Source organism: Kushneria sp. Sum13 (assembly GCF_052692355.1).
In genome coordinates, this window is record NZ_CP199847.1 from 2261024 (window position 1) to 2279484 (window position 18461).

Consider the following 18461-nt stretch of genomic DNA (forward strand, 5'->3'; position numbering starts at 1 on the left):
GTCGATCGCGCAATATTCAGGATGAAGTGGCCAACCTGAAGCGGGCGAGACCCTCCCTGTAACACGTCTCGCAGAATGACAACGAACCGTCCGTGAACATGTCATTGATGGTCATTAAAGGGTTTTTACAAAAATGAAGCGCTGGGAACGCTATTCGCACGCATCACTGATTGAAGATCGCGAGGACGACCGGGGACGGCTTTTCATTTCACCGAAGGGACAGCGACGACTCGACAACGTGCGCCTGCTGCACGCCGGGGTCGATACCGTGCGACAACTTTATGCCGGTATGCCGTGTGAGTGGCAGTTTCAGCAGATTATCGAGGTTTACAGCGAGGGACGCGGGGCCACCATGGAACTGTTCGGCCACCAGTGGTCGGTCGGGGCCGGTGCTCGTCACTCCGGCTTTCGCTACCGGCTGCAAAACAACGATCTGGGCGTGATCATCTTCTTCTACGCCCGGCACGTGAAACTCGACGCCATCGGCAGCCACCTGAAAGTCGAGCTGTCCCCGCACTTCATCCATGAACACACCCCGGAAGCCTTGCAGGCGTTCATGGACAACGTGGCCGCCCACATGCTGGCCGCGCTGGAGCCTCGGGGCTGTGCCGTGCATCTGGCACTGGACGTACAGGGCTGGGCACCACCTGCGGACTTCATGGAACGCTTTGTGACCCGCTCGAAAAAGGTCATGCGCATCGACGGTATCCAGCAGGCGACCTTTGACGTGGGCAGCATCGCGACCACCTACGGTGAAGGCGAAACGTACATGTTCGGCACTGCTGGGGCGCTCCAGTGCTGCATCTACAACAAGACCAAGCAGGCCCACGCCACCGACAAGCTGCACTTCTGGGAAAGTATCTGGCAGACCGCCACGGGTGATGAGCCCTTCTCTCATACCTATGACCCGGACGAGACGGTATGGCGCATCGAGATGCGCTTTCATCAGTCAGTGCTGCGCGAATACGCCCAGGGCACCCCGTGCAACGTGGACACCGGCGAAGTGCTGGCCATGGATCACGGCTTTGATCGCTATCTGGATACCGTCCCGCACCTGTCCGGACTTTGGCGCACCGCCCTGCAAGGCTATCGACTCGACCACAGCCGCGGCCTGATTGATCCGGTCTGGCAGCTCCTGCAGGAAGATGCCCGCTTCTATGCCATCGCCCCGGACTACTTCTACAAGCGGGCTCGCAAGGCGCCGGGACTGGGCAACGAAAAGAACGTCTGTCTGGCCTTTGGCAATCTGATCTCGATCTACGCCCGGCAGGGCTTCACCGCCAAGCAGGCCATGAAGTGTCTGGTGAAGTCAGGCTTCTGGGACGATCTGGCCGCCTACTATCGACGGCGAGGCATCCACCGGGACGCCTTCCGGCAGCTACTGGAACAGAAGTTGATAGAGCGGCGATTGTTGGGACGGGCTGCATGATCAGGAAGATGAAGACCGGCTGGCAGGTGGACATTCAGCCCGAGGGCCGTGGCGGCCGGCGCATCCGGAAAACCTTTCGTACCCAGGCCGAAGCGAAACGCTTTGAAGCCCATGTGCGCGGCAAGGCGGCCAGCGGTGAAGATTACGCACCACGCAAGCGGGATCGGCGTCGTCTGCTGGATCTGATCCAGCTCTGGCATGACGTGCATGGCAGCTCACTCAAGGACGGCGCGTCACGACTCAAAAAGCTCTATCTGCTGGCCGGTCTCATGAACAACCCCCTGGCCGCCTCCATCACGCCAACCGAAGTGGCCAGATTCAGGACGCAACGTCTCGCACAAGGGCTTAGCGTCAACACGGTCAACCATGACATGGGGTATCTGCGGGCAGTGTTCAACGTGGCCATTCGCATGAAGGAGTGGCACGGCGACAACCCCTTTGCCGCCGTCAAGGCGTTGAGGATGCCCCAGACTGAACTGTCCTATCTCACCCAGGCACAGATCGACGAGCTTTTTGCCGCACTGCATGAGTCGCGCAGCCGTCACGTGGTGCTGATGGCAGAACTGTGCCTGTATACCGGGGCAAGATGGGGTGAGGCCCAGTCACTGCGCGCCGAGTACGTGCGCAACAATACCGTGACCTATGTCGACACCAAGAACGGACGCAAGCGAACCGTGCCGGTAGACAGCGAGTTCTACCTGAAGCTCAAGGCACACGGCCCCCGGATCGGTCGTATATTTCCGACAGACGCCTACGCGGCATTTACCCAGGCATTGAACAGGACAACTATTGTCCTGCCAAAAGGTCAAAGGACACACGTGCTACGGCACACGTTTGCCAGCCACTTCATCATGAATGGTGGGGATCTGCTGACGCTGCAACGGATACTTGGCCATCAAACCATCCAGATGACCATGCGCTATGCTCACCTCTCCCCGGAACACCTGCTGGAAGCAGTGAAATTCGGGCCGAGACGCGGCGTTGACACAACGTTGACACCGGGTACAAATGAGGGCGATGAGACAGGCGAGAAATAGCGTAAGCTATTGAAAAGATTGGTGGGCCCAGTAGGACTCGAACCTACGACCAAGGGATTATGAGTCCCCTGCTCTAACCAACTGAGCTATAGGCCCTGATATTGCGGTTGCGTATGATACCCAAAGCATTGCCGTGAGACCAGTGCTGTTAATTAACAAGGAGTGAGCGCATGCGTGATCGTTTCTGGAAGATGCTGGGGGTTGCAGGCATAACGCTTGCGGTGACCACCCAGGCACAGGCGGCCTGGCAGTTTGTCCCTGGCGACAGTGAAATTACCGCTCATGTATCAGGCCAAGGTCAGCGCGGCCCGATGGAACGCACCTATCACGTCTCCGATCTACAGGGCACCATTGATGATGATGGGCGCTTCGAGATGCCGCTGCGTCTTGAACAGACCGACCTGCTGGGCAAGCAGAGTGGTCTGGGCGGGCTATTGTCGGGGCTTTCGTCCGATTCTGCCATGGTGACCCTGTCAACGAAGGTTAATCCGGCCTGGCTGAGCAATCTGCAGCCGGGGGATTCGACCACCCGTAACGTGACGCTTACGGCCAGTGGCAATCACTTTGAACGAAGCGAGCAGGTGCCTTTGACGCTTGAGCGACTGGATCAGCAGTATTATCACCTGACGCTGGCCGAGCCGATCAGTGTGGACACCCAACAGCTGATGAAGCTGGATAATGCGCAGACCGTCCTGTCGCTGCTGGGCTACCAGCGGCTGGACAACAGCATTCCCATCGAATTCAACGCTCGCCTGATCGAGCGATAAACCGGTACAGACAAGAACGCCCGGCATGGCCGGGCGTTCAGGGCAGGTAAAAAATCTTTCAATCCTGCAGGTCCCTTGGGCGAGGCGGCGCTGCACCCTCCGAATGACGTTCCTGCATACCCATATGCGTCTCCTCCATCATGACACGGCGCTCTACGCTGTTGCCGTGAAGGTTAATGCCCAGAATACCGCTGGCCGAGAAGATCAACCAGGTCATGATATCAACGCAATCCTGAATGCGGTCAGGATCCCTGATGACCGTAATACAGATGGCCACCGACATGAGCGCCAGCATCCCGCATAATGTCCAGCCGACTCCGGCGCGCCAGTCATTGTTGAAAAGCCCCTTGATGGCGCTTCCGGTCGCCTGCGACATTGCAGGCTTTTCCGTGGCTACATCCAGCTGCATTCTGATGCGCTCGACGTCCAGCTGTTTTAGGCGCTCGATGGCATCCGGATTCTGATCCAGCAAATCCAGAACCCCCTGCGCGGAGGCATTTGTCCAGCACTCCAGCGTTGCAGCAACGATCGCGCCCAGAGTGTCACAGTTGCCGGGATTTCTAAAAAGCGCTGCAAGCTCGGGCGCCTCCCTTTCAAGACGTCTGCCGACGTCAGACCATGCCATGACGATTTCCTCGTCGCTCTTCGGATGCTCCATTTCGACCAGTGTCAGGTTCGATGTCATAAATATCCTTCTCAAGCCTGACGACACGGTCGATCCAGCCCTGTGCAAATGCCTGCTGAGAGACATCGCGTCGTGCAAGATCGACCAGCCACGCCAGACGCAGCGCGTTAATGGTACTCGCGAGTGTATTACCCGTGTTTACACCGCGAAGTTTGAACATGGCGTCCATTGCCCTTAGCGTCTGCGTTCCAATGCAACCGTCTATATCGATGGCGCTCCAGCGCCGTCCATTGTTGCTCAATACATTCAACACCTCCTGTAGATGCCGTCCTGCTCGCTTGATACCGCTGTGTACGCCGTAATCCAGCATCATGATTGCCAGTGCGGGCGCACGCGCACTGATCTCATCAAGCTTCATCGCATGCCAGTAGGTTTTCAGATAGATTTTCTCGGCCAGTGCCTGAGGTAAGTCACGCATGCTGCCGCTATAACCATGATCAACAGCCACACGCTGGGTAATGCCATAATTGGTCGCGCCACCCCGATCGCTGGGGTGATCAACAAAGCCACCTTCGCGTTTCATGAGGGCGAGGACAATCCTGCTGCGCTGTGATTCGTTCATGAGACTCTCCATGCTTATAGGTTCTACGTAGCGCGCCATTGGCAAGCCGGGACTCACTTACTTTTCACATGACAATATCCAGTCGCCGGATGCACAATATGCACAATATGCACACATTGGTTAACAAATCCGAGTATGCCCAAGGCATTATTAACCAGCAAGGATAATTTTGAAAAAGTTTTAATACTTTCGACGGGATTCAGTCATGCAAAGGGTTAGTGAAATACGACGTGAAAACGCGCGCGCACTACGCGATCAGGCAGGCAGTAACAAGGCGTTTGCCGAGTGCGTTGGCGTTGAGCCACCGGCGGCCAGTCGGGTACTGAGCAGCAAGGCAACACGCAATATCGGCGATGATTTCGCACGCCGCATTGAAGCAGCCTTTGGCAAGGAAGATGGCTGGCTGGACAGCAGTCATGAACAGCCCTCAGCTCATGGCGACAATGTGGTGGCCATGCCGTCACGCAGTGACAATAGTGTTGAACAGGCCCCCATCATGAGTGGGATGGCCCCTCTGTTGAGCTGGGTACAGGCAGGCGCATGGACGGATACTTCGGCCAGTATCATCGATGCCGGGGATCAGGAGTCATTTCCTCGTCCACCCAACTGTGGGCCCGGCTGTTTTGTGCTGCGCGTGCGCGGGGAATCCATGATGGAAGTCTACCCGCCGGGCACCCTGATCTTTGTAGATCCTGACGTGCAGGCCATGTCAGGTGATGACGTGATTGTTCAATGTGAGGAGCACGGCAGCGCCGAGGCTACTTTCAAACGCTATATCGAGGAACCGGGTCAACCGCCCATGCTCAAGGCACTGAACCGGGGCTGGGCGCAACAGTACATGACGCTGGGACCGCACTGTCGAATCATTGGCGTCGTCATGGCACAGATGATGCTGCGCCGATAGCCTTCAAAAGGACCATTATTAAATTATTGTTTAAAAAGAATTAATTATTTCAACTAAAAATAATTAACCATTTTATACAACTAAGGGTTGACCGTATTAACCAAATGATTAACCATGATTACACGTTATCCAAAAAGGATAACGCAATCACACCAACATGGTCATCTTTGGAGAATACTCATGACAACTATTACCGCTACTGTAATGAAAACCGTCCTTGATTTTGGCGCTGATGCGACCGGCAAGGCCGACAGCTCTCAGGCGTTCATTGATGCTGCTGTGGCCAGTGACACCGCGACAGTCATCGTGCCGCCTGGCGATTACGTCATCGCCAAAACGGTTGATTTGCAGTACAAAAACATCAGTGGCCCGGGCCGTTTACGTGAAAACCAGAAAGGCAGCCTTGCGCGCATTCGCCCGAGCAGTGGCCTTAGTGGCCCCATGTTTATCAAACAGGGGCCGATGGTTGAAAACCTTTTGATCCAGGGGCAGAAGGAAAGCGACGGCAAGACCGCTTTCAGTGCCTACGGTTACAACAGCGTTTTCAGAAATATCCATTTCACCAATATTCAGTACGCCATCTACGTCAAGGACATACTGGTCAACTTTACGATGGAGGACTGTGTCTGCATCCAGGTGGGCTATGGCCTTTACTGCGAGGACAGTCAAAACAGTTATTCGACCACGGCACGCTTTTTGCGCAATGAGTTCAACAATTGCGGCAATGCCTTTGTTTTCCGTCGTCAAATCAACGGCAGCACGTTTCAGGACAACATTTTTGAGTTCCTTAGTGGTGACGCCGTAGTCGCATCGCACATCTATGACTGCAACTTCATGGGTAACTGGTGGGAAAAGCGTCGTGACACCGGGACTGCTGCGGAGGTGCCTCTGGTGGCCCCTACCGATGAAACCGATGACGAGAATGGCTATCCCGCCATTCGCAGTACCAGCTATCAACAGATCATGAACTGTTTTGCTGCAGGCAATAAAGTGACCTGGGGCTGGCGCAACGTGTTCAGCTCTCTTTTACACGATGCGCGTATGGGCGGCGTGTCTGCACACGGAGGTGCCATGGTGGTCAGAAGTGCATCGGGCCGTGCTGTACGTATCACTCCCGACAGCATCATTCAGCAGGCAGACAAGTGGGCCTACCTGCCGCCTCTGGTCATTGAGGCCAGTAAAAACAGCGCAGGTTCGGCCAAGGGCATCACGATGCGCACCAAGGGAGGGCCGCTGACCCTTGAAGACAGTGAAAACGTTGCGTTTTCAGATGCCATTACCATTGGCAAGGGTGACGGGCTCTATGAGCGCTACAGCCTGACGCGCAACGCTGGCGGCAAACCCACTGTAGGCCTGACAGGCGTCAGCGAGATGATGATTGCCGGCAAGCTTGTCAAGCTGACCACCGGTATGCCGCAGCACTTCCTGTGGCGTCAGGATGCACTCAGCCGTGGCCTGGGGTGCTTTACGACCAACCAGGTCACCACGGAGGGCACCATTAAGCTGGTGACCGAATACCTGCTGGATAATCCGCTGATTCAGGTCACCGTCGAAGACCGGGGTATTCGTTTTGATGGGCTCAAGCACCTGTCCAGTTACGTCAATGCCAGCAAGACACGACGCCAGTGCACAGGATTCGAGCTGTATTTTGTCGATGCCCAGGGCAACCCGAAAACGCCGACGGCCTTTTCAATGCAGATGCTGACACTCAATCCGTCTCTGCTGACCTCGTAAGGTAATGGCAGGGAGTGTTCCACCAATAGAAGGGGCGCCCATGAGGCGCCCCTTCTGCTAATCGTCAAGGGATTTTATTCCCTGATCATGCCCCTTCGTTCGCAGGGGTTACTCATCCCAGGCCGGCGCAAAGGAGGGATTGGCAATACGCTCTCCCCGATCCAGCGCGTTAATGCGCTCGATCTCGTCATCACTCAACGTCAGGTTCATGGCTTCCAGGTTGGATTGCTGGTGCGCCCGTTTCGTGGACGAAGGAATTACCACGATGCCACGCGCCGCCACCCAGGCCAGCGCAATCTGTGCCGCCGTCACACTGTGGTTATCAGCAATCTGTTTGAGCGTGTCATCTTCCATGACCTTGCCCACTGCCAGCGGCATGTAGCCCGTGACCCTGACGCCCTTTTCACTGCAATGATTGGCCAGGGCCTTGTTGGCCAAAAAGGGATGCACTTCAATCTGATTGGTAATGAGTTGATCACCACCCTCGACCTCAAGCGCCTCATCGAGCTGGGCCATGGTGAAGTTGGAGACGCCGATGTTACGGGTCAGACCGCGCGACTTTGCTTTGACCAGCGCCCCGATCGACTCGGCTACCGGCACCTCGTTATCGGGTGAAGGCCAGTGCAGCAGCACCAGATCTGCGTAATCGGTACCCAGCCTTTCAAGACTCTCTTCAAGGCTTTTAATCAGGTCATCATGGGTAAAGCGATCCGTCCAGATCTTGGTGGTCAGAAAAATATCTTCACGCGCCACACCACTGTCAGCGATGGCACGCCCGACCTCGGCTTCATTGCCATACACCTGTGCGGTATCGATATGTCGATATCCCAGCTCAAGCGCTGTGGTCACCGAATCGATGACTTCCTGTCCCTTGAGTCGATAAGTACCAAGACCAATATCGGGAATCATGCGACCTCCTGTCAGTGGCGCCCGAGGACGCCTTGTAAACGCCTTGTGGCCATCGGCCATGGGCATTGGATTGCCCAGTACTGACATTAGGCCATGCAGGGCAGCTTTCAAGTCATTAGTCTGCAAACCATATCGACAAGTGAAGCAATCAAAGCGATGATGGCCGCAACCTGAGCCACACCCTAAGACTTTCGTAATGACACCCCCTCACGGACATGCGAGACTGCGCCGCTGGTAGTGTAGAAGCCAACATCATCGACGACGTTGTGGGCAATTATCCCGAAAAAGAGATCGCTATGATCAAATGGACAATCGTGGCCCTGATCGTGGCCAGTATTCTTTATGTACATTTTCGTGGCCGTGTTCGGCACAAACCCTTTCGTCAGCTGTCGGACCATTCGAGCTTCATGGCGCCCATCAATGCGTTCATGTATCTGTTTTCAAAGGTCCCGGATCGCCCCTACCATCGCGCCGAGGACTTTCCGGAAATTGCGGCCCTCACCTCACGCTGGGAGGAAATTCGTGATGAAGCCCTGACCCTTGAAAACCACATCAAGGGGTCGGCCAAAAAGGACGACGCCGGCTTCAATTCGTTTTTCCGGCGCGGTTGGAAGCGCTTTTATCTCAAGTGGTATGGCGAAAGCCACGAATCAGCGCAGCAGCTGTGCCCGCGCACAACCGAGATCCTGGCCGGCATTCCCGGCGTCAAGGCGGCGATGTTTGCCGAGCTGCCCGCAGGCAGCAAGCTGATGAAGCATCGCGACCCTTATGCCGGCTCGATCCGCTATCATCTTGGCCTGCGAACACCCAATGACGACCGCTGCCGTATCAACGTGGATGGCATCGATTACAGCTGGCGAGATGGCGAAGCGGTGCTTTTTGACGAGACCTTCATTCACTACGCCCAAAATGATACCGACCAGAACCGCCTGATTCTGTTCTGCGATATCGAGCGGCCCATGAAGTATCGCTGGGCGGCGGCGGTCAATCGCTGGTTCAGTCGCAACGTCATGGCCGCCGCAGCCGCTCCCAATGACGACAATGATCACACCGGCGGACTCAACCGTGCTTTTAAATACATCTACAAGGTTCGTGAAGCCGGCAAGCGCCTTAAAAAGCGCAACAAGACGCTATATTACGTGATCAAGTGGCTGATTTTCGGTGGTATTATCGTTGGCCTGCTGTCGCTGTAACCCTTGTATCCCATGTCCAACGCCATCGCGCCCCCACAATCCTGCTGGCCCTTTGTTTCCCCGGGCCGGGGGGCGCGACTCAGCCTTGCCACCTTTGATGTACAACGCTTTGATGACAGCGCCTTCGCTGCCTGTGGCATGGCGCTGCCAGAAAACCTTGCGCGCGCGGTCTCCAAGCGCCGCGCCGAATATCTGGCCGGCAGGGTATGCGCCCGTCATGCCCTGGCGGGCCTTGGTATTCATGTCAACGCCCTGCCAAGCCTTGCCGACCGTCAGGTTGACTGGCCGGAATTGACCCGAGGCTCCATTACTCATGCGCGCGACCTTGCGGCGGCGCTGGTCAGTACAACGCCATCCCACCAAGGGGTGGGCGTGGATGCCGAGCGCTGGCTGACCCCCGAGCGTGCCGATTATCTGGCCGCCTCGATTCTCACACCGGGCGAGCAGCAGGTGATTGGCACCCTGATGCCTGAACAACGTGCCCGCGCGATCACCCTGACCTTCTCGCTCAAGGAAAGCCTGTTCAAGGCCCTTTATCCGCTTACCGGCACACGCTTTTATTTTCACGATGCTCGAGTCGAGGCATTGGACTCCATGGACTCACCGGGCCAATGCATACTGGTACTGAACTGTGCCCTGAGTGATACATGGCTGCCTGGCGTGCGTCTGATCGGTGACTTTGCCGATATGGGAGATCATGCGCTGACCGCCGTCATGACCGATGCCATGCCGGACTCGACAGCCACCCGGCGATAAGGGAACTCGCTCACATATCCTGCCGCCACAATGAATGCAATTCAGTTGTTGTTTATGCGCGCCCCAACTACTGTATACAAATACAGTTAAAGGAGTGTTCATGCAGCTCACTGACAAGCTGATCGTTCTCGCGGACGCCGCCAAGTATGACGCTTCCTGCGCCAGCAGCGGCGCGCCCAAACGCTCATCAAGGGGCCAGAAGGGACTGGGGGCGACCAACGGCAACGGCATCTGTCACAGCTTTACGCCGGATGGCCGCTGCGTGGCCCTGCTCAAGATCCTGATGACCAATTTCTGCCTGTATGACTGCCAGTACTGCATCAACCGGCGCTCCAGCAATGTGCCCAGAGCGCGCTTCAGCGTGGATGAAATTGTGCGCTTAACGCTCGATTTCTATCGCCGCAACCTGATTAGTGGGCTTTTTTTAAGCTCCGGCATTATCCGCTCCAACGATTACACCATGGAGGCACTGGTCAGGGTGGCCAGAACACTGCGCGTCGAGCACCAGTTTCGCGGCTATATCCATCTCAAGACCATTCCGGATGCTTCGCCGGACCTGATCCGCCAGGCCGGACTGTACGCTGACCGTCTCAGCGTCAACGTTGAGCTGCCCACGAGCCAGAGCCTCAATCGTTTGGCGCCGGAAAAAAGCGACACCACCATTCGTCTTGCCATGTCGACCATTCGCGATGGGCTGGATGAGGCGACCGCCGAACCTCGAGCCCCCCGCTTTTCACCCGGCGGTCAGAGCACCCAGATGATTGTGGGGGCTGACGATACCGATGATCACACCATTCTGGGCAATGTTCAGTCCCTGTATGGTGATTACCGGCTCAAGCGGGTTTACTACTCGGCCTTTTCGCCCATTCCCGAAAGCCCATCGTCGGTCCCGTTGATCGCCCCGCCGCTATTGCGTGAGCATCGCCTGTATCAGGCCGATTTCCTGATCCGGGGATATGGTTTTCGCGCCGATGAACTCCTGACAGGGCCGGGTAATCTGTCGCTGGATATTGATCCCAAGCTTGCCTGGGCACTCAACCATCGGGAGCTCTTTCCCATCGATCTGGACCAGGCAGACATGTACATGATTGCCCGGGTGCCAGGCATCGGGATTACCAGTGCCAAGCGGATCGAGACACTGCGTCGTGAACGGCGTATTCGCTATACCGATCTGACCCGGCTGGGCTGTTCCATGAAGAAGCTGGCCCCCTTTATTACCACTCAGGACTATCGTCCGCGTCAGGCCGGTCTCGAACGACAGGCACTGCTGGCTCAGATGCAGACCTCAACGCCGGCACAGATGGCCCTGCTCTAGGACTTTGGGAGCCACTACCATGACAATGTATACCCTGCATATGGCACAGGCCGACTTCGTCGCCTGGCGCGATAACGCCCGTCGGCTACTGGCAGCACGGGTATCGCCCGGGGACGTACTGTGGCAGAACGATGACTCGGCAGGCGATCTTTTCGCCAGCGGCGATACGGATCTACCGCCACCGAGCGAGACACCGCTGGCGCTGAAGCTTTCAAGGCAGCACCTTCGCCGGCTCGAGTGTGCTTCGCATTATTGGCCTACTCATCATCAGGAGTGTCGCTGGGCACTGCTTTATCGTGTCGTCTGGCGACTGGCCCAGGGTGAAGGTGAAGCACTGCTGGCAGGGGACAGCGACGGTGGCGTCGTCGAACAGCGTATAAAGGCAGTCAATCATGAAGTGCATCACATGCACGCCTTCCTGCGGTTTCATCAGCAACCTGTGACCCCGGAAGAACAGCACGCCCCGGAGTTCATTGCCTGGTTTGAACCCCGCCATGATGTGCTTGAGGCAGCCGCACGACACTTTATCGATCGGATGGGACAACACCGCTGGCTGATCATGACGCCCGAGGGGGCCATTCTCTGCGATGGCCGACAGTGGTATATCGAACGTCCCGAATCCGGGACCTTTACCGTTCAGGACTATCAGGCGCTATCAACCATGGAGGACGATGCGGAGGACCTCTGGCTGGCCTATTACGCCAGTACGTTTAACCCGGCTCGTCTCAATGAAAAGACCATGGTGCGCAGTATGCCCTCGCGCTTTTGGCGCCATATGCCAGAGCGCGTTCTGATTACCGGGTTGATCAGCCATGCCCGACATGGCGCTCGGCGGCTGGGACAGGACAGTCGGCTGGCCGACAAGCGTGGCCACACCATTACGCTGCCCAAATAGAAATACTACGAAAGTAGAGTATTTTTCCCGGACAGCTTGCAACTGTCCTTATAACCCCGTGAAAATAACGATCACGCTTCGTTGCCGTTACTACGGTCGACTCCACAGGGTTTTTCATGTTTTCACAAATTATGGCTGTCATGGTGCCCATCATGGTGGGTGCTGGCATCGGCTACTTCTGGGTGCGCTTTCGACAGCCCTACCCCACAGGGTTTGTTACCAAGCTGGTCTTCAACGTTGGCACCCCCTGTCTTATCGTCAATGCCCTGTCGAGCACCCATGTCGATATTTCAGCCTTTTCAAGCATGGCGACTGCCACATTCCTGTGTCTTCTGGTACTGCTGGCTGTCGGCCTGCTGCTCTCACGGGTGACCAAAATGGACTGGCGTACCATTGTGCCGTCGGTGCTGTTTCCTAATACAGGCAATATGGGATTGCCGCTGGCCATGTATGCCTTTGGCGAAGGACGCGGCTTTTCATTGGCCATTGCCGTCTTCGTGATCGTCTCGATCGCACAGTTTGTCGTGGGCAGTATCACCAGCAGCTCCCGGCCGGTCAAAAACCTGCTGACCAATCCGACCATCTACGCCAGCATCATTGCCATATTGCTGATGGCTTATCAGATTACGCTGCCCGCCTGGCTTTCCAACAGCATCGAACTGCTTGCCGGCATGACCATCCCCATCATGCTGATTACGCTTGGCGTGGCGCTGGCCAGTATTCGCGCTCGTAACCTGTCGGTAGGGCTTGCCTTCGCGCTGAGTCGCGTGGTGGTCGCCGGTGCAATTGCTCAGGGGATCGGCCTGTTGCTGGGCCTGGATGAGGAAGCGCGGGGCATTCTCATGGTGATGATGTGTATGCCCATGGCGGTTTATAATTACCTCTTTGCCCAAAAGGCCGGGCGCTCGCCGGAATTTGTGGCAAGCCTTGTCATGTGTTCGACACTGGCCTCGTTTATCTATCTTCCGTTGATGTTGATGTGGGTCATCTAGCCCCTCTTTTGGCGGTTTGAACCATGAAAAAGGCCCCACCGAAGTGGGGCCTTTTTTGGATAATGCCATCAGGCTCGAGCCGCCTGCGCGTCACCTTCACGGTACTGTGAGAAATTATTGACCCGCCCCTGACGGAATTTCTCGCTCATGAGCGTCTCCATTGATTCCAGTGGCACGCCTTTCGTTTCCGGTACAAAGCGCCAGACAATAAACAGACTGACAAGTGTCATGGCCCCAAAGAGCCAGAACGGAAAGGCGCCGTTGAAAACATCATTAAGCCATTCACTGCCGCGCATCATCGGGAAGGTTTGCGCCACGATAAAGCCTGCTGTCCACTGCGCGCCCATGGCAAGGGCCATGCCGGATTCACGAATGGCGTTGGGGAAAATCTCCGAGAGCAGCGCCCAGCTGCAGCATCCCCAGGAGATGGCATAGCCGGTCACATACACCATGATGGCAATCATGGCGGTATAGCCCTGTACATCAAACCAGAACACGATCCCCAGAATGGCCATGCTGACAATGCAGGCCAGCGAGCCAATGGTCAGAAGACGCACGCGTCCGACGCGGTCGATCAAAAACATGCCGGCCAGATTACCGACAATGAAAATCAGCCCGATATAGCCGGTCTGTAAAAGCGCGCTGCCGGTGCTGTCCGTAACGCCCGAAAGCACGGTCGGCGCGTAGTACATCACGACATTGATCCCGGAAAACTGCTGCGCTGCCGACAGGAAGATACCCACCAGCGCGATCCCCATCATGACCGGCTTTCTGAGCGCACTGCGTGAGCCGCGCTTTTCCTGGCGAAGCTGACGATTCATGGCACGCCGCCCGGAAGACTTGCCTTCATCGAGAGAGTTGCGCACTTCCTCGACCATCGGCTCGATATCCTTTTGCGGTGTAAAGCGCGCCAGAATTCGTTGTGCCCGATCCTGCTGACCATGCATGATGCACCAGCGCGGCGATTCGGGCACCAAAAGCAATAAACCTGCGAAAAGTACGGCAGGGATGGCCTCGGAGCCCAGCATCCAGCGCCACCCATAGTTATCCAGCCAGCTCTGGGCCACATCGCGGGCGATGAAATAGTTTACGAAAAAAACAATGGTCTGACCCACCACAAGGGACTGCTGAAACATGCTCAGCGTTCTGCCCCGCCAGTGCTGAGGGGCCAGCTCTCCCATGTACATGGGAGACACCACGCTTGCAATCCCGACGGCGACGCCGCCGACCAGACGCAGGATAATGTAAAACCAGAAGGCAGGTGCCAGCGCCGAGCCCAGTGCCGACACCAGAAACAGGGCGGCAGCCGTCATCATGGTCATGCGACGCCCCAGAATATTGGCCAGATAACCAGCCCCCAGTGCCCCCACAATACTGCCAATCACGACACTCGATACTGCCCACCCCTTCATGGTGGCAGAGAGACCAAAATAGGTAGTGATCGAGTCAATGGCGCCTGAAATCACCGCCGTGTCATAGCCAAACAAAATACCGCCCAGTGCGGCGACAAGGCAGATGGAAAGTATGTAGCCTATTCCGCTGGCCCCTTTTTGATTCGTCATATACGTCCGTCTTCATCCCTGAATGTCATCAGCCTTTCGCTGACCTTAATCTAACCAGGGGGAGACTTTAGTAGAAAACCTCGGTTTGCTCGAATCGTCAGGGTGATGTTTTTTTCAGGCACAAAAAAAGGCCGCCTCCGAAGAGGCAGCCTTTTGAGATCACTGAAATGGCTTACTGCTTTTTCTGCGCCATTTGCTGAACCTTTTGCATCATCTGAGGATCGTTCTGAACGGCCTGACCAATCTGGTTGAACTGCTCGACTTCCAGATTGTTGTCCTGCACAGCCTGAACCATTTTCTGGTTGGCTTCTTCACGAATGCTCTGTTGAGCATCGGCATCACCGGCACCCTGAAGCTGCTTGGTGTAATCCTGAGAGATACCTGCAATTTCCTGAGAAGCAGAGGCAAAGTTCTGCAGCTGGTCATCGCTGAAATTCTGTGACTGCTGCTGGCTCTGAGCGCCCTGAGCCGGCTGCTCCTGAGCGGCAAGCGCCGGCGTGGCAGCGAGGCCGGTCGCGACCAGCGATGCGGAAACAACTGCGGCAAAACGTTTCATGAACATCCTCCTGACTACCTTTGCTTTTCAATGCGTACTGTCACTATGACGCCGCACGACAAACTAAGTTCAACTGGATTTGTTACTGCATGTAATTAATTTTAAAGACTTTATTGCCGTGTCTTTCCATGCATACCCTACCCCACTATAGACGCTGTAAAAAGCGCGTGCCGCCCAGCTGTCGCATTTGCTGTCTAACCCATGCAATGCGCTGCGCCACACGGGCACTGGGTGAGGTCGGGCTCCAGCCTCGTGGATTGGGCAATACGGCGGCAAGCCTTGCCGCCTGCTCTGCCGTCACCTGGCTGGCACCGATGCCGTAATAGTGCTGCGCGGCGGCCTCAAGTCCGAAAACGCCGCGATCCCACTCCACCACGTTGAGATAAACCTCAAGGATGCGTTCCTTGGGCCATATCAACTCGATCAGTAGCGTAAACCAGACCTCAAGGCCCTTTCGCAGCCAGCTGCGCTGCGACCACAAAAAGACATTCTTGGCCGTCTGCTGACTGATGGTACTGGCGCCACGCAGGGTCTTGCCCTGCTTCCAGGCCTGGATGGCGGCATGCACCTGATCCAGATCAAACCCATAGTGATAGGGGAACTTCTGATCCTCGGCGGCCATCACGGCAAGCTTGGCCTGATCGGACAGGGAGCGCCACGGCGTCCAGTGATAGTGAATCGTGATGGGCTCGCGATCGAGCATGGCCACTGCCTTGCGCTCCAGCATGACCATTGAACCCGGCAATGGCACGAAGCGAAACAGGGTGACCAGCAGTATTGAAAACACGATCGCGCCCAATACGATTTTGACGCACCAGCGCAGCAGCTGTCCGATCAATGCCCTCATCCCCTTGTGTGTCGGCGACGTGTGCCTGTCCACTGCCCTGCGTTCCGGACAGCGGGGTCGCTCGATCATTGTTAAAGACCACAGGTTACACGCAGCGGATCATGAATGCCCTTGCCATCTCTCCTTGCTGACACGCCTCCGGGGCTCGAAAAAGCGCCCCGGAGATGAAAACGTGCAAGGATACCGAGCCTTGACCGCCGGTAATGACTATGCCTGATCGGCAAAGAGGTGATGGGCGTGGTATTCGAGGTGGTCGTCAATGAAACTCGCCACAAAGAAATAACTATGGTCATAGCCTTCATGACGCCGCAGTTTCAGCGAGACGCCCTGAATATGGCACGCCTTTTCCAGGTGATCGGGCTTGAGCTGCTCCTCAAGGAACTGATCATTCTCGCCCTGATCGATCAACATCGCCTGTTTGGACGCCCCGGCAAGCACCAGCTCACAGGCATCCCAATCCGACCATTCGGCGCGGTCATCTCCCAGGTAACGGCTGAAAGCTTTCTCACCCCAGGGGCAATCCATGGGATTTACGACAGGTGAAAAGGCAGACACACTGGCATAACGACCGGGCTGTTTCAGAGCACAGATCAGAGCGCCATGCCCACCCATGGAATGTCCGCTGATGGCTTCCCGCGCACTGATGGGGAAATGCTCGCGCACCAGCGCCGGCAGCTCATCTGTCACATAGTCATACATGTGATAGTGCTTGCTCCAGGGCGCCTGTCTGGCATTGAGATAGAAACCGGCGCCCGAGCCGAAATCGTAGCTGTCATGCTCGCCCGGCAGATCAGTGCCTCGCGGGCTGGTATCCGGGCAGACAATGGCCATGCCCAGCCTGGCAGCCATCTTCTGAGCCCCGGCCTTTTGCATGAAGTTCTCATCGTTACAGGTCAGTCCGGAGAGCCACCACAACACCGGAACGGGCCCGGTTTCGGCCTGAGGCGGTAAAAAGATGCCAAAGGTCATGTCGCAATCAAGCACCTGCGAGCGATGGCTGAAGCGTTTGACCCATCCGCCATGACTGCGGGTAGCGCTCAACTGTTCGATGGACTGCGTCATGCTCATCTCCACTATAGATTTATCACTGGCGCAACAGATGTATCACTGGCGCAACCCGTGCTGTCAATTACGCTCGGCACAGACTCGACGTGCCTGTCGAAATCCGTCGTACGACATCGACAGACATCAAACAACACTGCGTCGCGACAGTATAGTGGGCCACGAAAAGAGAAAACGGCAACCAATGGAAGCCACAAACCGGGAGAGACTGTTTATTGGCAGTGAAAGTCACGATCGCCATGGCAGCCGTAAGGAACCAAGAGAAACGCGCTGAGGCGGGCAGGTCATCAGTTGACCTGCCCGGAGGGTCATCGGGAGTTTAATAAATTGATGATTTTGGCAATGGAGGCATCAACGCAGCGTATTGCTGTCCCTTTCAAACAGTTTCAATAGCTCGTTGACGCTATCACCCAGATAAATATCCGAGAAATTGGCCACCTTGTAAAAGGCTTCCAAATCGCAAATCTCGATTCGATTGCGTTCACGATACAAAAGCCCTTCTTCCCGAAGTTCGGAAAAGGTCCGGCTGACATGAACGGCCGACAGCCCGAGCACATCCGCCAGCACCTGCTGCGAAAGCGGCAGGTTGAATCGATGTGTAATGTCCGGGCAGGTCTTGCTTAAACGCAAATGCATTTCACAGATGAAATGGGCCACATTTTCACGCGCTGTCCGCCGCCCCATATTGACCAGCCGCTCAGCCATGATGGCCTGTTGCTGGCCTGCCAGCGAGAACAGTACGGTGGTCAGTTTGGGTGATGTCGTGAAAATGTCCGTCAGGTTCTTGATCGGAAAACGGCAAACAATGCCTTCTGTCAGCATGGCCACCGACGTCAAATGACGTCGAGGTGAAAAATCGTTCAGACCGACCACATCCCCCGGCAAAAAGATATTGAGGATCTGCCGGGTACCATCGTCCATCGATCGATACGAACATGCCCAACCCTCGCTGAGGACACAAAGATTTTCAGCGGGCTGATGCTCTTCCCACAGCATCTGGGCATTCGAAACGGTCTGAGGCGTTTTTTCCAGTGCTGCCAGAAGCTCGGCTTCTGTCTCATCAAGCGCACAATAATATTTGAAGTTACGCACCAGGCAGCGATCCCTGTCCAACATGGCATGCACCCCCCGAATAGCCTTGAAAGCACCATCCGGTATTATAGTAATAATTGATGCATTACCGTCCAAAGATAGGCGCCATTGTTGGACGAATCGGGCTCAAATGCCGCTAACCTGGATTATGCAAGTTACAAAAA

At 56.0% G+C, this 18461-nt stretch carries 18 protein-coding genes and 1 tRNA gene; 10 read left to right on the forward strand and 9 right to left on the reverse strand.

Annotated features, from left to right (window positions below; genetic code table 11):
* The first annotated feature begins 133 nt into the window (after positions 1-133).
* Both ACUN8C_RS10575 and ACUN8C_RS10580 read left to right on the forward strand, forming a co-directional pair.
* On the forward strand, positions 134-1429 hold the full coding sequence (locus ACUN8C_RS10575) for a hypothetical protein (RefSeq protein ID WP_445619184.1): 1296 nt from the start codon (positions 134-136) through the stop codon (positions 1427-1429).
* A complete protein-coding gene (locus ACUN8C_RS10580; RefSeq protein ID WP_445619185.1) occupies positions 1426-2466 on the forward strand; it encodes a phage integrase in 1041 nt (346 codons plus the stop codon). The genes ACUN8C_RS10575 and ACUN8C_RS10580 overlap by 4 nt, the downstream gene beginning before the upstream one ends.
* 19 nt (positions 2467-2485) lie before the next feature.
* On the opposite strand, the gene ACUN8C_RS10585 is transcribed toward ACUN8C_RS10580, so the two are convergent.
* Positions 2486-2562, reverse strand: a tRNA-Ile gene (locus ACUN8C_RS10585).
* A 74-nt stretch (positions 2563-2636) separates the two neighbouring features.
* On the opposite strand from ACUN8C_RS10585, the gene ACUN8C_RS10590 reads away from it, so the two are divergent.
* Positions 2637-3233, forward strand: a complete 597-nt coding sequence (locus tag ACUN8C_RS10590; RefSeq protein WP_445619186.1) for a hypothetical protein — start codon at positions 2637-2639, stop codon at positions 3231-3233.
* A 58-nt stretch (positions 3234-3291) separates the two neighbouring features.
* Here the strand turns inward: ACUN8C_RS10590 and ACUN8C_RS10595 are convergent, their stop codons facing one another.
* Together ACUN8C_RS10595 and ACUN8C_RS10600 are read right to left on the reverse strand one after the other, a co-directional pair.
* A complete protein-coding gene (locus ACUN8C_RS10595; protein ID WP_445619187.1) occupies positions 3292-3858 on the reverse strand; it encodes a hypothetical protein in 567 nt (188 codons plus the stop codon).
* A complete protein-coding gene (locus tag ACUN8C_RS10600; protein WP_445619188.1) occupies positions 3845-4480 on the reverse strand; it encodes a glycoside hydrolase family 108 protein in 636 nt (211 codons plus the stop codon). The genes ACUN8C_RS10595 and ACUN8C_RS10600 overlap by 14 nt, the downstream gene beginning before the upstream one ends.
* A 205-nt stretch (positions 4481-4685) precedes the next feature.
* On the opposite strand from ACUN8C_RS10600, the gene ACUN8C_RS10605 reads away from it, so the two are divergent.
* Together ACUN8C_RS10605 and ACUN8C_RS10610 are read left to right on the forward strand one after the other, a co-directional pair.
* On the forward strand, positions 4686-5384 hold the full coding sequence (locus ACUN8C_RS10605; RefSeq protein ID WP_445619189.1) for a LexA family protein: 699 nt from the start codon (positions 4686-4688) through the stop codon (positions 5382-5384).
* A gap of 180 nt (positions 5385-5564) precedes the next feature.
* Entirely contained in the window at positions 5565-7118 is a 1554-nt protein-coding gene (locus ACUN8C_RS10610; RefSeq protein WP_445619190.1) for a hypothetical protein, read from the forward strand.
* 108 nt (positions 7119-7226) lie between these two features.
* Here ACUN8C_RS10610 and dkgB read toward each other — a convergent pair whose 3' ends face one another.
* A complete protein-coding gene (dkgB, locus tag ACUN8C_RS10615) occupies positions 7227-8027 on the reverse strand; it encodes a 2,5-didehydrogluconate reductase DkgB (protein ID WP_445619191.1) in 801 nt (266 codons plus the stop codon).
* Between the two features lie 296 nt (positions 8028-8323).
* On the opposite strand from dkgB, the gene lpxO reads away from it, so the two are divergent.
* The 5 genes from lpxO to ACUN8C_RS10640 all read left to right on the forward strand — a co-directional run bounded on the left by lpxO (position 8324) and on the right by ACUN8C_RS10640 (position 13178).
* Entirely contained in the window at positions 8324-9220 is an 897-nt protein-coding gene (lpxO, locus tag ACUN8C_RS10620) for a lipid A hydroxylase LpxO (RefSeq protein WP_445619192.1), read from the forward strand.
* Positions 9221-9232: 12 nt separating this feature from the next.
* Entirely contained in the window at positions 9233-9976 is a 744-nt protein-coding gene (locus tag ACUN8C_RS10625; RefSeq protein ID WP_445619193.1) for a 4'-phosphopantetheinyl transferase family protein, read from the forward strand.
* A 100-nt stretch (positions 9977-10076) separates the two neighbouring features.
* Positions 10077-11291 (forward strand): putative DNA modification/repair radical SAM protein, encoded by a 1215-nt coding sequence (locus ACUN8C_RS10630; RefSeq protein WP_108842436.1) that lies wholly within the window; start codon positions 10077-10079, stop codon positions 11289-11291.
* Between the two features lie 19 nt (positions 11292-11310).
* Positions 11311-12186, forward strand: coding sequence for a TIGR03915 family putative DNA repair protein (locus tag ACUN8C_RS10635; RefSeq protein ID WP_445619194.1), 876 nt, complete (start codon positions 11311-11313; stop codon positions 12184-12186).
* A gap of 116 nt (positions 12187-12302) precedes the next feature.
* Complete coding sequence (locus tag ACUN8C_RS10640) at positions 12303-13178, forward strand: AEC family transporter (protein WP_445619195.1); 876 nt, start codon at positions 12303-12305, stop codon at positions 13176-13178.
* A 68-nt stretch (positions 13179-13246) separates the two neighbouring features.
* Here ACUN8C_RS10640 and ACUN8C_RS10645 read toward each other — a convergent pair whose 3' ends face one another.
* The 5 genes from ACUN8C_RS10645 to ACUN8C_RS10665 all read right to left on the reverse strand — a co-directional run bounded on the left by ACUN8C_RS10645 (position 13247) and on the right by ACUN8C_RS10665 (position 18393).
* The gene (locus ACUN8C_RS10645) at positions 13247-14740 is read right to left on the reverse strand and encodes a sugar porter family MFS transporter (protein ID WP_445619196.1); all 1494 of its coding nucleotides are present in this window, start codon (positions 14738-14740) and stop codon (positions 13247-13249) included.
* Positions 14741-14912: 172 nt separating this feature from the next.
* On the reverse strand, positions 14913-15296 hold the full coding sequence (locus tag ACUN8C_RS10650) for a DUF4168 domain-containing protein (protein ID WP_445619197.1): 384 nt from the start codon (positions 15294-15296) through the stop codon (positions 14913-14915).
* 145 nt (positions 15297-15441) lie between these two features.
* A complete protein-coding gene (gene mtgA / locus ACUN8C_RS10655; protein ID WP_445619198.1) occupies positions 15442-16143 on the reverse strand; it encodes a monofunctional biosynthetic peptidoglycan transglycosylase in 702 nt (233 codons plus the stop codon).
* A 207-nt stretch (positions 16144-16350) separates the two neighbouring features.
* Positions 16351-17211, reverse strand: a complete 861-nt coding sequence (gene fghA, locus ACUN8C_RS10660) for an S-formylglutathione hydrolase (RefSeq protein ID WP_445619199.1) — start codon at positions 17209-17211, stop codon at positions 16351-16353.
* Between the two features lie 345 nt (positions 17212-17556).
* Positions 17557-18393, reverse strand: a complete 837-nt coding sequence (locus ACUN8C_RS10665) for a Crp/Fnr family transcriptional regulator (RefSeq protein ID WP_445619200.1) — start codon at positions 18391-18393, stop codon at positions 17557-17559.
* Between the last annotated feature and the right edge of the window lie 68 nt (positions 18394-18461).

Coding starts and splice junctions, on each gene's coding strand:
- ACUN8C_RS10600 (WP_445619188.1), bottom strand. CDS start 4,480: ATGAACGAATCACAGCGCAGCAGGATTGTCCTCGCCCTCATGAAACGC.
- dkgB (WP_445619191.1), bottom strand. CDS start 8,027: ATGATTCCCGATATTGGTCTTGGTACTTATCGACTCAAGGGACAGGAA.
- ACUN8C_RS10645 (WP_445619196.1), bottom strand. CDS start 14,740: ATGACGAATCAAAAAGGGGCCAGCGGAATAGGCTACATACTTTCCATC.
- ACUN8C_RS10635 (WP_445619194.1), top strand. CDS start 11,311: ATGACAATGTATACCCTGCATATGGCACAGGCCGACTTCGTCGCCTGG.
- ACUN8C_RS10575 (WP_445619184.1), top strand. CDS start 134: ATGAAGCGCTGGGAACGCTATTCGCACGCATCACTGATTGAAGATCGC.
- ACUN8C_RS10625 (WP_445619193.1), top strand. CDS start 9,233: ATGTCCAACGCCATCGCGCCCCCACAATCCTGCTGGCCCTTTGTTTCC.
- lpxO (WP_445619192.1), top strand. CDS start 8,324: ATGATCAAATGGACAATCGTGGCCCTGATCGTGGCCAGTATTCTTTAT.
- fghA (WP_445619199.1), bottom strand. CDS start 17,211: ATGAGCATGACGCAGTCCATCGAACAGTTGAGCGCTACCCGCAGTCAT.
- ACUN8C_RS10610 (WP_445619190.1), top strand. CDS start 5,565: ATGACAACTATTACCGCTACTGTAATGAAAACCGTCCTTGATTTTGGC.
- ACUN8C_RS10605 (WP_445619189.1), top strand. CDS start 4,686: ATGCAAAGGGTTAGTGAAATACGACGTGAAAACGCGCGCGCACTACGC.
- mtgA (WP_445619198.1), bottom strand. CDS start 16,143: ATGAGGGCATTGATCGGACAGCTGCTGCGCTGGTGCGTCAAAATCGTA.
- ACUN8C_RS10590 (WP_445619186.1), top strand. CDS start 2,637: ATGCGTGATCGTTTCTGGAAGATGCTGGGGGTTGCAGGCATAACGCTT.
- ACUN8C_RS10595 (WP_445619187.1), bottom strand. CDS start 3,858: ATGGCATGGTCTGACGTCGGCAGACGTCTTGAAAGGGAGGCGCCCGAG.
- ACUN8C_RS10650 (WP_445619197.1), bottom strand. CDS start 15,296: ATGAAACGTTTTGCCGCAGTTGTTTCCGCATCGCTGGTCGCGACCGGC.
- ACUN8C_RS10630 (WP_108842436.1), top strand. CDS start 10,077: ATGCAGCTCACTGACAAGCTGATCGTTCTCGCGGACGCCGCCAAGTAT.
- ACUN8C_RS10580 (WP_445619185.1), top strand. CDS start 1,426: ATGATCAGGAAGATGAAGACCGGCTGGCAGGTGGACATTCAGCCCGAG.
- ACUN8C_RS10640 (WP_445619195.1), top strand. CDS start 12,303: ATGTTTTCACAAATTATGGCTGTCATGGTGCCCATCATGGTGGGTGCT.